Source organism: Komagataeibacter saccharivorans (genome assembly GCF_003207825.1).
Classification (GTDB): Bacteria; Pseudomonadota; Alphaproteobacteria; order Acetobacterales; family Acetobacteraceae; genus Komagataeibacter; species Komagataeibacter saccharivorans.
In genome coordinates, this window is sequence record NZ_NKTY01000002.1 from 15,640 (window position 1) to 28,720 (window position 13,081).

Below are 13,081 nucleotides of genomic sequence, written 5' to 3' on the forward strand. Positions count from 1 at the left end.
CATGAGCAATCCAAACAAGCCCCATGTCACGGTCATGCGGTCCCAGCTTTCGCGCGCACGCGGGCTGGGATCGGGACAGACCGGCGTCGCCCACTGGTGGGCGGAACGCGCTTCGGCCGTGGCCCTTGTGCCGCTGTCGGGCTGGTTCGTGATCCAGGTCTTCCGCCTTGCTGGCGCATCGCAGCCGGAAGTCGCGAAATGGGGCGCACGCCCCCTGAACACGACCCTGATGCTGTCACTGGTGATCCTGACCTTCTATCACACCCAGCTTGGGCTGCAGGTCATCATCGATGACTACGTGCATGGCAAGGCGCACCTGCCTGCCGGGCTGCTGATGAAGGGCATTGTCTTCCTTCTGGGGCTGTTCGGCACGGTTTCCGTGCTGAAGCTGGCGCTGGCCGGCAGCAGCCGTGGCCGGATCGCTGCCGGCTGAGCCTTCGCGCCCAGCCCGCACAGAACATGACATTCGCGGACCGGCCGGGCCGCAATGCTGCCCGGCCGCTCCGAACGAGCATCGGGACACGTCCAAGAAATGAACGCGACCACTTCACCACTCACCGGCTCCTACCGGGTTGTCGACCACGCATATGACGTGGTTGTTGTCGGCGCCGGTGGCTCCGGCCTCCGGGCCACGCTGGGCATGGGGGCCGCCGGCCTCAAGACCGCCTGCGTGACCAAGGTTTTCCCCACCCGCAGCCATACTGTCGCAGCCCAGGGCGGCATCGGCGCCTCGCTTGGCAACATGGCCGAGGATAACTGGCGGTGGCACATGTACGATACCGTCAAGGGATCGGACTGGCTGGGCGATCAGGACGCCATCGAATACATGTGCCGCGAAGCGGTGCCCGCCGTGCAGGAACTGGAGCACATGGGTGTGCCCTTCTCCCGCACGGAAGAGGGCAAGATCTACCAGCGCCCCTTCGGCGGCCACATGCGCAACTATGGCGAAGCCCCGGTGCCCCGCGCCTGCGCTGCTGCCGACCGTACGGGCCATGCCATCCTGCACACGCTGTACCAGCAGTGCCTGAAGCATAACGTCGAATTCTTTGTCGAATACTTCGCCATCGACCTGATCATGGATGAAGACGGCGCCTGCCGTGGTGTCATGGCATGGTGTCTGGAAGACGGCACGCTGCATCGTTTCCGCGCCCAGAAGGTGGTGCTGGCGACGGGCGGGTATGGCCGCGCCTATCATTCGTGCACGTCCGCCCATACCTGCACGGGCGATGGTGGCGGCATGGCGATCCGTGCCGGCATTCCCATGCAGGACATGGAATTCGTGCAGTTCCATCCCACCGGCATTTTCCCCGCAGGCTGCCTGCTGACGGAAGGCTGCCGCGGTGAAGGTGGCTACCTGACCAATTCCGAGGGCGAGCGCTTCATGGAACGCTATGCCCCCACGGCCAAGGATCTGGCATCGCGTGACGTGGTTTCGCGCGCCATGACCATCGAGATCAACGAAGGTCGCGGCTGTGGCCCCGAAAAGAACTACATCATGCTCCATCTGGAGCATCTGGGCGCGGAAATCCTGCATGAACGCCTGCCCGGCATTCTGGAAACGGCGCGTATCTTCGCGGGTATCGACGTGACCAAGGAACCCGTGCCGGTCCTGCCGACGGTGCATTACAACATGGGTGGCATCCCCACCAACTACCATGGCGAGGTCATCCGCCCCACGGCTGATGATGTCGATGCGGTGGTGCCCGGCCTGATGGCGGTGGGTGAAGCGGCCTGCGTGTCCGTGCATGGCGCGAACCGTCTTGGCACCAACTCCCTGCTTGACCTTGTGGTGTTCGGCCGTGCCGCAGCCCAGCGCGCTGCCGCCACCATCAAGAGCGAGGAGACGATCCCGCCGCTGCCCGCCGGCGCCGGTGAAGCCGCGATCGCGCGTTTCGACCGCCTGCGTTACGCCAAGGGCAAGACCCATGTGGCCGACATGCGCAGCAAGCTGCAGCGCACCATGCAGAAGCATGCCGCCGTGTTCCGCAACACCGAAAGCCTGGCCCAGGGTGTGGAGAAGATCAAGGAAATCTGGGGCGAACTGCCTGATATCTCGATCAATGACCGCTCACTGATCTGGAACAGCGACCTTATGGAAGCGCTGGAGTTCGAGAACCTGCTGGCCAATGCCACCGTCACCATGGCAGGCGCGGATGCCCGCCACGAAAGCCGGGGTGCCCAGGCACATGACGACTATCCCGACCGTGACGACAAGAACTGGATGAAGCACACCGTCGCCCACATGACCGATGCGGGCGATGTCACGCTAAGCTACCGCCCCGTGCACATGAAAACGCTTACCGACGATGTGCAGGTCTTCCCCCCCAAGAAGCGCGTCTACTGACGTAACGGCGGAAAAGGAACGAGACGATGGTCGAATTCAGACTGCCAAAGAACAGCACGGTGGGCAAAGGCCGCATTTTCACGGCCCCCACCGGCGCCACCAATGTCAAGAACTTCCGGATCTATCGCTGGAGCCCGGATGATGACAAAAACCCCGTGGTCGACACGTATGAAATCGATCTGGACAAGATCGGGCCGATGGTGCTCGACGCCCTGATCCATATCAAGAACGATGTCGATTCCACCCTGACATTCCGGCGTTCGTGCCGCGAGGGGATCTGCGGGTCCTGCGCCATGAACATCGCGGGCGAGAATACGCTGGCCTGCCTCAAGCCCATCCGGGATATTCAGGGCGATGTCGCGATCTATCCGCTGCCGCACATGCCGGTCATCAAGGATCTGGTACCCGATCTGGACGGGGCGTATGCCCAGCTCCGTTCCATCGAGCCGTGGCTGAAATCCGACACGCTGCCGCCGCCGGACGCCGAACGCCGCCAGAGCATTGAGGAACGTGCCGAACTGGATGGCATGTGGGAGTGCATCCTGTGCTTCTGCTGCTCCACCTCGTGCCCGTCCTACTGGTGGAATGGTGATCGCTACCTCGGACCGGCAACGCTGCTGGCCGCCTATCGCTGGATCGCGGACAGCCGTGACGAACATGCGGGCGACCGGCTGGATGCACTGGAAGATCCGCTCAAGCTCTATGCCTGCCGCACGATCATGAACTGCACCCAGACCTGCCCCAAGGGTCTGAACCCGGCCCGCGCCATTGGCCGGATCAAGGAACTGCAGCTTGAACGCAAGGCATAAAGCCCTGCCGTAAGCTTTCATGATTGACGGATAAGGCGCCGGATGTGAAAAATCCGGCGCCTTTTTCATATCCGCTCCATCTGAAAGGACATGGCTGGTGTTTGAGGGAAACCTGTCTACCCCCGCTAGCCGAAGCCGGGCATGGATTGATAGCCTGTTTGTGGACCATGCCATCCTGCGGCAGACATGGACCAATTTCCGCACTGTCATTCCCGGCCGCGTCTATCGCTGCAACCATCCCACGCCATGGCGCCTGCGTCTGGCCGCGCGTCGCTACGGGCTTCAGACGCTGGTCAACCTGCGCGGCCACCGCAAATGCGGGTCCGATGCCCTGTCGCGTGAAGCCGCGCACCGGATCGGCCTGACCCATATCGACATGGCGTTCGAAAGCCGTAATGCCCCGCACAGGGACCGCATCGAACGCTTCGAGCGGATTTACCGCGATATCCGTTTTCCCATGCTCATGCACTGCAAGTCCGGCGCCGACCGTACGGGACTGGCTGCGGGTCTTGTCATCCTGTTCGAGGGGGGCACGGCACGGCAGGCGTTACGCCAGCTTTCGTGGAAGAACGGGCATTTCAATACCTCGCGCACCGGCGTGCTGGACGCTTTCTTCCTGCGCTATCAGGCGGAAGCGGAAGGACGCATGCCCTTCATGGACTGGGTGCGCGACGAATATGATGAAGACCGCCTGCGTGCCGACTTCCGCGCGGGCAGGATTGCCGCGTTCATGACCGACAAGGTCCTGCGGCGGGAATGATGGTCTGGCTCAGTCCGCCGCCATGGAGCGGACAAGGTCCAGCACCCGGCGGCGCGTACCGCTATCCTCGATACCGTAATAGGCGCGCACCAGATCAATGGTTTCGCGCCGCGACAGCAGGGACATGTCATCGGGCTGCGCTGCGGGCAGGACGCTTTTTTCCATATCCCCGGCATCCAGCGGGTCATCCGGCGCAGCCATGCCCGCGACATTTCCCGTTTCGGGTTGCGGGGGGATGGTGTCGTGGCCGGTCAGACCTTCGAAAAAGAAAGCCACCGGCACGTCCAGTACGCGCGCGAGATCGTACAGCCGCGATGCCCCGACACGATTGCGTCCCCGCTCATATTTCTGGACCTGTTGAAATGTCAGGCCCAGGGCGTTGCCCAACCGTTCCTGGGACATACCCAGCAATGTGCGACGCAGGCGGATGCGATTGCCCACATGCACATCTATCGGATTGGACGTAACAGACATTTTCCCGGTCACAGTGATGGCCTTACCTTTCTGGATGGATATTCCCAGACCAACTTAAAAAATGGAAGCAAGAGGCGGTAGCTGCCGCGGATGTTAATCCTTTTTAAAGGAATGTCTGCTACGATACACCTGTAATTATCTGCCCTTCGCTTTCCACGGGATGTGGACGGCAAGAAAGACCCCCGCACCCGTTCGGGCGCGAGGAGATTAGGAAAAGATTCATGCATTTTAAATACATGAATTAAAGTCCATGTCGATAAAATAGCAGGTTTCTAGACGAAACGGCTGCGTTTATGGCCGCACCACAATCCGGCCAGCCCCGTCAATACCGCCAGAAGCAGCGGAATCGTACGCCCGTAACGCCCGAAAAGCGTGGGCGGCAACGCATCGGGCAGCGCATGGACGATCACCCCCTGCCGATCCCAGCCAAGCCGGGTCACTTCATGCCCACGCCCGTCAAAAATGGCCGATATGCCCGTATTGGCGGCGCGGGCGACGGGAAGCCCTTCCTCCACCGCGCGGATCCGCACGGCAGCCAGATGCTGACGCGGGCCTGCGCTGTTTCCGTACCAGGCATCGTTGGTGCTGTTCATGAGCCAGTCAGGCCGGTCATGCGGATCGGTCACCTGCCCGGAAAAAATCACCTCGTAGCAGATCAGCGGCCCCACCGGGGCAATACCGGGCAGATGCCATGTCTGCACCCGGGGGCCGGGCGTCATGCCCTCACCCGGCACGACATGAAACGGCAGGAAAGCAGGCTGGTATTCACCAAAGGGCACCAGATGCGCCTTGTCATAAATGGCAGCCGCCTGCCCGTCTGGCGGCAGTAAGGCGGCCATGCTGTTACGCCAGTGCTGGTCTTCCATCCAGCGCAGGGTACCAATGATGCCAGCAGCCGCCCCCTGCCCGGCCTGCATGATCATGGGGCGGGCGATATCATCTTCCAGCAGCAGCCCCGGAAAGGCGGATTCAGGCCATGCAAACACAACGGGCCGTCCATCCGCCTGCCGCAGTCCCTGCGTGACGCCCTGCCGGGTCAGGGCAAGATAGCGGCGGAAGACCGCGATATCCGCATTACGCGAAATCTTTTCCGTTTCCGGCACATTGCCCTGCACCAGAACAATCTCGGGATTATGCCCATAGGTATCATGCGTGCCAGTCAGACGCAGCGCCCCGCCTGTCACCCATGCCACCAGCAGTGCTGCGCAGGCCAGCCTGCCCCTGCGGCCATATAATGGCGCAAGGGAGAGAATACAGGTCAGCAGGGTCAGGCCATCCACGCCGATCCATGCGGCGGGCTGAATCATGACATCCCCGGCCAGACCGGGAAACTCCCATACGCTCCCGGGCGGATTCCATGGAAAACCGCTGAATACGAATACACGCGCCATGTCCGTAATGGTCCACAGGGCACAGAATGCCAGCAGCCTTCCCATGCCTGCGGGCACAAGTCGGCTCAGGGCCGCCGTCAGCGCACTCAGGGGGGCAAGGATCAGTGCGCAGCCCGGTGATGCCAGCGGCACCAGCCACCAGAAATCATCGGCGCGAAGCAGGATGGCATACATCAGCCAGTAAAGGCCGACGGTATGGAGCCCCATCGCGAACATGAATCCGCGTCGCGCGGCTTCCCGCCAGCTCCGGGCACTGTCAATCGCCAGCGCCAGCAGGCAGAAAGCGACGGGCAGCACGATGACCGCATGCACGGGCGGAAAGCCCAGCGCATACACGCCACCTGCCAGCACCATGGCCAGATCCGCCCGCCACCCGTGCAGGCGGGACAGGCTGATATACTTGTCGTACAGAAACATCATGGAGCGCCGAAATCCGCTCCCCTGCGGTCTGTTGCGGGATCAGTCCAGCGCGTCACGCAGGCGGCGTTCGTAATGGCGATAATATTTATCGGCCAGCAGTTCGCTTTTGACCAGCACCGCAACATCCGTGGTGTTGAACTGCTCATCAATCACCGCGCCATCACCCACATATCCACCCAGCCGCAGATACCCCTTTATCAGCGGGGGCAGGCGGGCCAGCGAACGCCGGTGATCCAGCAGTTGCGGATCGGAACGCAGCATTTCCACCCGCCGCTCCGGCACGGCCCGCACGCGCAGCGCGGGCGGGGCCAGATGGTTATGGTACAGATAGGTCAGTTCATCGGACACCGCATCGGGATCGGTACCGGGCAGGCTGGCGCAGCCGAACAGCACATCGATCCGGTGCAGGAAAATATAGGAGGCAATGCCGCGCCACAGAAGCTGCATGGCCGACCGGCCCCGATAACGCTGGTCCACGCAGGAACGGCCGACTTCCAGCAGTCGCCCCGGAAAATCCGTCAGCGGAGAGATATCGTATTCACTGGAGGTATAGAAGCGGCCCAGCTTTTTCGCCGCATCCCCCTGCATGAGGCGGTACGTGCCCACCACGCCTTTCGCACCCGATGAAATGGCATGATCGATCACCAGAAGGTGATCGGCATAGTCATCGAATTCGTCCACATCGCGCCGCAGGCGGGCGGTGCGGGAATCGGGGCGGGCACCCATTTCCTCATAAAAAACGCGATAACGCAGGGCCTGGGCGGCCTCACGCTCTTCCTCGGTCGCGGCGATCCTGACACCAAGATTGCCCCCCCGCAGTTCAGGAAAACCGTTGCGTTCCAGGTCCAGAGTAGAAAGGGACTGTATGGTTTTCTCGATACTCAAGGCCGTGATCTGCCTTTCCGCTCTGTTTGTGCCTGCTGGTCAGTCTGCTCTTGTGACACGTCAGGCAACCTGCGCGCAAACAGTTCCAGCCGGTGCGACACCAGTTCAAACCCCAGTTCCGCCGTGATCCGGCGCAGCAGTTCCGCATGGTCGGCATGGGTGAATTCAACCACCTGCCCGCTTTCCACATCGATCAGGTGGTAGTGGTCGCCTTCATCGGCTGTTTCGTAACGGGCCCGTCCCCCACCGAAATCGCGCCGCTCAAGGATGCCGTTTTCTTCCAGCAGCCGCACGGTACGGTACACCGTGGCAACGGAAATGCGGTCATCCAGCACCGAAGCGCGACGGTAGAGTTCCTCCACATCCGGATGATCGTGGGATTCAGACAGGACGCGCGCGATGACGCGCCGCTGCCCCGTCATCTTCAGGCCACGTTCCATACACATGCGCTCGATGCGCGATTGCAGTCCGTTACTGTCTGTTGCCATGTTTACGGGCGTAGCCGATCATGCAGATGCCTGTCCACGTTACCATACGCCAGAGGCGTCAGTCCTCACGTTTTGTGCCAAGCCCGATCTTGCGGGCCAGGGTGGACCGATGGCTGGCGTAATTGGGGGCGACCATGGGGTAGTCATGCGGCAGGCCCCAGCGCTCCCGATATTCTTCCGGCGTCATGTTGTACGCGGTCTTGAGATGGCGCTTGAGCATCTTGAGCTTCTTACCATCTTCCAGACAGACGATATAATCGGGGAAGACGGACTTCTTGAGCGGGACGGCCGGGACCGGCTTTTCCGGCACGGGTTCCACACGCCCGACGGAGGCAAAGGCCTCGTATACCCGGTGAATCAGGTCGGGAAGGGTATCCGCATTAATCTCATTACGGGATACGTATGCCGAAACGACTTCGGCAGTCAGTTCCCGCAATTCAACTTCTGCCGCTGCATCCGCCATCAAACTGATCCTGTCACTCTGGAATAAAGACCCATCCTATATAAATAATTCCAGACAGATCGCAACCGGCTACAACAAAGGTTCCATGGTAATATGTCTGATATTGATATGACAGAAATAGATATCACCAATGAAGTATGCCCGATGACTTTCGTACGCACCCGTCTGGCGCTGGACAGACTTTCGGCGGGTGCAAGACTGTGTGTACGTCTGCGTGGTTCCACCCCGCTGGAGAATGTTTCACGTAGCCTGAAGTTGCTTGGTCATACCGTGGAAGAAATGCACACGGAACCGGATGGCGTGACACACCGGCTGACGGTGCTTAAAGCTTCCGCTGCATGACACACGCATCCGCGCCATCGGGATAATAGTTGCGACGCAGGCCCACCTGCGTAAATCCTGCCGCGTGATATAACGTCATGGCAGGCCGGTTATCGTCCGCCACTTCCAGAAACAGCGTTGTCGCACCGGTCCCGGCCACCTGTCGCACGCAGCGTTCCAACAGGTCGCGCCCCAACCCCTGCCGCCGGGCGGCTGGCACAACCGCGAATGTCAGGATCTCGGCTTCGTCAAACAGGGTCCGGGCCATGATGAACCCGGCGCTGTCCTGCCCCTCCGCCGCGTCAGCAACCAGCACCGACACACCCGCCATGCCCAGCAAGGTCGTCATTGCCGCCACGTCCCACCGATGGGCAGGCGGAAAGGACAGGGCATGGATACGCGCCAGCATGGCCGCCAGCCCTGCATGTGCGGGCGACACGTCCATGCCAGCCTGCGTCATGGGGTGGCCATGACCGGGGGCGGTCGCAGTCCTGCCGCTGGCAGTTTGGCTTCCGGTGCATCGACATAAAGCGGCTGGGCCGCACGCGGTGGCAGTTCACCGCGCAGGCGACGCAGGGCAACCGTAGCAATGGCCAGCGGATCGGATGCAGGCAGGTCGGCCTGATGGATATCGTGCCGCTGCGGCAGTACGCCCGCCACCCATCGCGCACCGTTGCCCGCCAGCATCAGCGGACCATCGGGCAGGTCAAGCGTATCGCGCATATGGGCCGATACCGTGCCCGATGCGCCACTGGCCTCCAGCGTCTCGATAAACACGCGTTCGCGCCGGGCAATGGTGCAGCACAAGGGGGAAGCCCCGAGCGGACGGGCCGCTTCCTGCAGCGCCGCCGCCATCGCCTCTCCCGCCGTTACACCCACCACGGCGCAGCCAGAACCGGCGGCAAGTCCATGCGCGAACGCCAGCGAAGCCCGCAGCCCGGTAAATGATCCCGGCCCGACGATAACACCCACCAGTTCGGGCATGCCGTGTGTCCAGCCACATTCGGCAAAGAGTTCGGTCGCCAGAAGCGGAAACTGCTCCGCGGCACCACGCCCTTCCGCCACGCGGGTAGCCAGAACGGACAGGCTGTCCCCGTGCAGCACGATGCAGGCGATGACAGCCTGCGCCTGCGCGCCGGTCGCCGCGCCATCCATTACCAGAATCCGCATGGCCTATATGACCACGCAGGCATCATCGAAAGCGGGACGGGACGCGCGCGGCGTGGGAGGCGGCCCATCCGTATAGCCAAGACTGACCAGGAAATTGGCCTGCCATCCCTGCTGCGCAAGGAAGGCATCCTCCACTATGGCCGCGTCAAAACCCGACAGGGGCAGCGCGGACAGGCCAAGCGCCCGCGCTGCCATTATCAGGTACCCGCCCTCAAGCGTGCCGTTGCGAAAGGCCGTTTCTTCCGCCAGCCCCACATCAGCGGCGAACCACTGGCGTATGTCGGGAATGGGGCTGAGCGTTTCCATATGATCGAAGAACAGCGGATCATGCGCCACGATCACGGTAACGGGCGCTGTCATAACACGCTGCACGTTCCCCGCCGACAGGGCGGGACGCAGCCGCTCACGACAGCTTTCCGTGGTGATGAACACGAACCGCCCCGGACAGCAGTTGCCTGAAGTCGGCCCCAGACTGACCAGTTCGTACAACTGCCGCAGCGTATCGGCCCCTACGGGCCGGTCATTCCATGCAACCGGCGTGCGCGCCTTGCGAAACAGAAGATCAAGCCCAGCGTCATCAAGCGCCATGAAACATTCCCGAATTACACACCGGCCTGCCGATCAGGCCTCCACCTGCTCCACCGATACCACTTCCGGCACGTAATGGCGCAGCATGTTCTCCACCCCGTGCTTCAGCGTCGCCCCCGATGACGGGCAGCCCGAGCATGCGCCCTGCATGGTCAGCCGCACCACCCCGTCCCGATAGCCACGGAACACGATGTCGCCCCCGTCCCCCGCCACGGCCGGACGCACGCGGGTATCGAGCAGTTCCTTGATCTGCTGCACGATTTCCTCATCCCCCGGCGCGACCGTATCCTCGACCACCTGGGCATCGGTTTCCACCACGGCCTGACCGGTGGCCAGATAATCCGCCAGAACGGACAGGACCTGCGGGCGCAGTTCATCCCAGCCGGTTGCATCGCTACGGGTCACGGCGACAAAATCGTTGCCAAAAAAGACGCGCGCCACCCCTTCCAGATCGAACAGCAGTTCCGCCAGACGCGAACGTCCCGCTACCGAATCGGGGTTGATGAAATCGGCCGTGGCCCCATCGGCCATGATTTCACGTCCCGGCAGGAATTTCAGCGTGGCGGGATTGGGTGTGTCTTCTGTTTCAATGAACATTGCTCGGTCTTCCAGACATGACGGGAAAGGGAGAGATGCAAAAGTACTTCCCAAGTCCTGTTATATGATCGACCTGAGCGCGAATCCAACCCCATGCGGGCGCAAAGCCCGCTTTTAGCCAGCCTGCCGTATCACGGCCCTGCGGGGCAGGACAATCTCGGCACACAGGCCGCCCTCGGGGCGATTGAACAGATTGAACGCGCCGCCATCACGCGCCACCTCGCGGCTGACGATCGCAAGGCCCAGCCCCAGCCCGCCCGTACTGCGCGAACGCGAGCTTTCCACCCGGTAAAACGGGGTGGTCACACGGCTGATTTCGGCCTCCGGCAGGCCGGGACCATTATCCTCCACGCGGATGCACAGCGTCTGGTCACTGACCTTCAGGCTGACATGCGCATTGCCCCCGTAGTTCAGGGCATTGTCGATCAGATTGCCCACCACACGCTTCATGGCCAGCGGACGCACGACCGCCTGCACCTGGTCCGGCCCGTCATAGGTGACATCGCGGCCCTGATCCGCCTCATCATCCACCCTTGTCGCCAGAATGGAGGCGAGGTTGACCGACCGCGCCGGTTCAGGGTCTTTCTCTCCCGACAGGTAGGCCAGCACGCCTGCGATCATGGCCTCCATTTCACTTACGTCGGCCTCGATTTCCTTCTGCGCGTCCGGATCATCCAGAAAGCCCGCGCGTAACCGCAACCGGGCCAGCGGCGTGCGCAGGTCATGCGATACGGCGGCCAGCGCCTCGGTCCGGTCCGCGATCAGGCGGTTGATGCGGTCCTGCATCTTGTTGATGGCCTGGGCAAGGTAGCGCACTTCCCTTGGTCCCTTGTCCGCCAGCGGCACCCAGCGGCCCGAACCGACCGTATCCGCCACATCGGCCAGGGCGCGCAGCGGCATGCTCAGCGCACGCACCAGCATGCCAGCGGCCAGCAGCACCGCACCCGCCAGTATCGCCGCCGAGACGATGCCGCGCCGCATGTGGTGGGGCTGAAGGATGTCCGGGGCCAGAAACCCCATATAGCTGCCATCGGGCAGGCGCAGCGTGCCACGCACATCCGTCGTTTCCGCGATTGTGCCCGACAGGTTCAGCGCATCGCCCTGCAGCGCACTCAGCGTGCCTGCCATCCGGTCGTGCAGCTTCCGCAGGGATGCAGGCTGCACCTTCATCACGCCCATCTGTGCCGGTGTGCGCCAGTCCACCGTCAGATCGCCCGTGGACAGCATGGCCGCCAGCACCATGCGCTGGGAGGTGGGGGTGGCGGCCAGCACGCGGGCGTCGATCACCAGTCGCTCGCCCACCTGCTCCAGTTGGGCGTCATCTATGGTGTAGGTCTCGGCTTCCTCATAAAAGGCGGAACTGCCGACAAAAACGAGCGCGACCGCCACCAGCAGCACGAACATGACGCGCCCGACCAGACCGCGCGGCCACAGCGTAATGCGGCGCGTGACCGGTGCCGGCTGGCGTGCGGGCTGGGCTGGCCCCGGCGTCATGGTCGGGTTCAGACCCGTTCGACCTCTGATGTGAAGATATATCCCATGCCGCGCACGGTACGGATCAGCCCGTCCGAATCCGGCCCCAGCTTGCGGCGCAGGCGACTGACCAGCACATCCACGCTACGGTCCGACACATCGCCCAGACGGGTGCGCGACAGTTCCAGCAGGCGGTCGCGCCCGATCACGCGCTGGGGATTATCCAGAAAACTGGTGAGCAGATCGTGTTCCGCGCCCGAAATCTCGACCGCCATGCCGGACGGATCACTCAGTTCCCGCCGCCGCAGATCCAGCGTCCAGCCCGAAAAGCGCACGGTTTCCTTACGTGGCCGTCCGGCAATGGGGGTGGTGACCCCGCCGCCACGCCGCCGCAGCACCGCGCGCACGCGGGCCAGCAGTTCCTTCTGGCCAAAGGGTTTGGGCACGTAATCATCCGCGCCCAGTTCAAGCCCCTGCACGCGATCAAGCTCCTCCCCCCGGGCGGAAACGATAATGACCGGAACCTCACGCAGCGGCTGTTCGTCCGGCGCAAGGGGTTCCGCATGCGCGCGCAGGCCGCGACACAGATCCAGCCCGTTGGTTCCGGGCAGCATGACATCAAGGATGATGAGATCGGCGGACTGCACCTTCAGCGCGTCCCACATTTCTGGTCCGCCCTGCACGCCGCGCACCCGATAACCGTCACCCTGAAGGGCGCGGACGATCAGGGTGCGCATGCCAGGGTCATCTTCCACCACAAGGATGCGGGCGGGCAGATCAGCAGTGGCAGGTATCTGTGTCATTCTCTCGGCCATGTCTCGGTTGAGGGCAGTTACGATGCCATTTCGACAATCCGTACCATATCCAACGCACCGGGGCGGGATAAGACTCTCATTCT

16 protein-coding genes are annotated in these 13,081 nt (G+C 62.6%); 5 read left to right on the forward strand and 11 right to left on the reverse strand.

From position 1 onward, the window contains the following. Nucleotide 1: 1 nt before the first annotated feature. The 4 genes from sdhD to CFR79_RS01880 all read left to right on the forward strand — a co-directional run bounded on the left by sdhD (nt 2) and on the right by CFR79_RS01880 (nt 3,913). Nucleotides 2-433, forward strand: a complete 432-nt coding sequence (sdhD, locus tag CFR79_RS01865; protein ID WP_102325072.1) for a succinate dehydrogenase, hydrophobic membrane anchor protein — start codon at nt 2-4, stop codon at nt 431-433. 99 nt (nt 434-532) lie between these two features. Then, a complete protein-coding gene (sdhA, locus tag CFR79_RS01870) occupies nt 533-2,344 on the forward strand; it encodes a succinate dehydrogenase flavoprotein subunit (RefSeq protein WP_102325288.1) in 1,812 nt (603 codons plus the stop codon). Nucleotides 2,345-2,370: 26 nt separating this feature from the next. Further along, on the forward strand, nt 2,371-3,153 hold the full coding sequence (locus CFR79_RS01875) for a succinate dehydrogenase iron-sulfur subunit (protein ID WP_102325071.1): 783 nt from the start codon (nt 2,371-2,373) through the stop codon (nt 3,151-3,153). 97 nt (nt 3,154-3,250) lie between these two features. Beyond that, the gene (locus tag CFR79_RS01880; RefSeq protein ID WP_110546768.1) at nt 3,251-3,913 is read left to right on the forward strand and encodes a tyrosine-protein phosphatase; all 663 of its coding nucleotides are present in this window, start codon (nt 3,251-3,253) and stop codon (nt 3,911-3,913) included. 9 nt (nt 3,914-3,922) lie between these two features. On the opposite strand, the gene CFR79_RS01885 is transcribed toward CFR79_RS01880, so the two are convergent. The 5 genes from CFR79_RS01885 to CFR79_RS01905 form a co-directional block, all read right to left on the reverse strand. Next, nucleotides 3,923-4,387: a helix-turn-helix domain-containing protein gene (locus CFR79_RS01885; protein ID WP_110546769.1), complete on the reverse strand. Its 465-nt coding sequence runs from the start codon at nt 4,385-4,387 to the stop codon at nt 3,923-3,925. Nucleotides 4,388-4,659: 272 nt separating this feature from the next. Beyond that, a complete protein-coding gene (gene lnt, locus CFR79_RS01890) occupies nt 4,660-6,198 on the reverse strand; it encodes an apolipoprotein N-acyltransferase (RefSeq protein WP_110546770.1) in 1,539 nt (512 codons plus the stop codon). Nucleotides 6,199-6,237: 39 nt separating this feature from the next. Further along, entirely contained in the window at nt 6,238-7,083 is an 846-nt protein-coding gene (locus CFR79_RS01895; RefSeq protein WP_102325067.1) for a GNAT family N-acetyltransferase, read from the reverse strand. Next, nucleotides 7,080-7,571, reverse strand: a complete 492-nt coding sequence (locus CFR79_RS01900) for a Fur family transcriptional regulator (RefSeq protein WP_102325066.1) — start codon at nt 7,569-7,571, stop codon at nt 7,080-7,082. Before CFR79_RS01900 ends, CFR79_RS01895 begins: the two co-directional genes overlap by 4 nt. 58 nt (nt 7,572-7,629) lie before the next feature. Further along, a complete protein-coding gene (locus CFR79_RS01905) occupies nt 7,630-8,034 on the reverse strand; it encodes a MucR family transcriptional regulator (RefSeq protein WP_102325065.1) in 405 nt (134 codons plus the stop codon). 93 nt (nt 8,035-8,127) lie between these two features. Here CFR79_RS01905 and CFR79_RS01910 point away from each other — a divergent pair, with 93 nt between their 5' ends. Next, nucleotides 8,128-8,376 carry a sulfurtransferase TusA family protein gene (locus CFR79_RS01910; protein WP_102325064.1) on the forward strand — a complete coding sequence of 83 codons (249 nt, stop codon included), beginning with the start codon at nt 8,128-8,130 and terminating at the stop codon, nt 8,374-8,376. Here the strand turns inward: CFR79_RS01910 and rimI are convergent. From rimI to CFR79_RS01940, 6 genes are all read right to left on the reverse strand, one after another. Further along, nucleotides 8,357-8,815 carry a ribosomal protein S18-alanine N-acetyltransferase gene (gene rimI, locus CFR79_RS01915; RefSeq protein ID WP_258373367.1) on the reverse strand — a complete coding sequence of 153 codons (459 nt, stop codon included), beginning with the start codon at nt 8,813-8,815 and terminating at the stop codon, nt 8,357-8,359. The genes CFR79_RS01910 and rimI overlap by 20 nt on opposite strands. Next, complete coding sequence (gene tsaB, locus CFR79_RS01920) at nt 8,812-9,525, reverse strand: tRNA (adenosine(37)-N6)-threonylcarbamoyltransferase complex dimerization subunit type 1 TsaB (protein WP_110546771.1); 714 nt, start codon at nt 9,523-9,525, stop codon at nt 8,812-8,814. Before tsaB ends, rimI begins: the two co-directional genes overlap by 4 nt. Nucleotides 9,526-9,528: 3 nt before the next feature. Further along, the gene (locus tag CFR79_RS01925; protein WP_110546772.1) at nt 9,529-10,113 is read right to left on the reverse strand and encodes a malonic semialdehyde reductase; all 585 of its coding nucleotides are present in this window, start codon (nt 10,111-10,113) and stop codon (nt 9,529-9,531) included. 33 nt (nt 10,114-10,146) lie between these two features. Next, complete coding sequence (locus tag CFR79_RS01930; RefSeq protein ID WP_102325061.1) at nt 10,147-10,710, reverse strand: NifU family protein; 564 nt, start codon at nt 10,708-10,710, stop codon at nt 10,147-10,149. Nucleotides 10,711-10,824: 114 nt separating this feature from the next. Further along, entirely contained in the window at nt 10,825-12,204 is a 1,380-nt protein-coding gene (locus CFR79_RS01935; protein WP_110546773.1) for an ATP-binding protein, read from the reverse strand. An 8-nt stretch (nt 12,205-12,212) separates the two neighbouring features. Beyond that, complete coding sequence (locus tag CFR79_RS01940) at nt 12,213-12,986, reverse strand: response regulator transcription factor (protein WP_102325059.1); 774 nt, start codon at nt 12,984-12,986, stop codon at nt 12,213-12,215. Nucleotides 12,987-13,081: the final 95 nt, after the last annotated feature.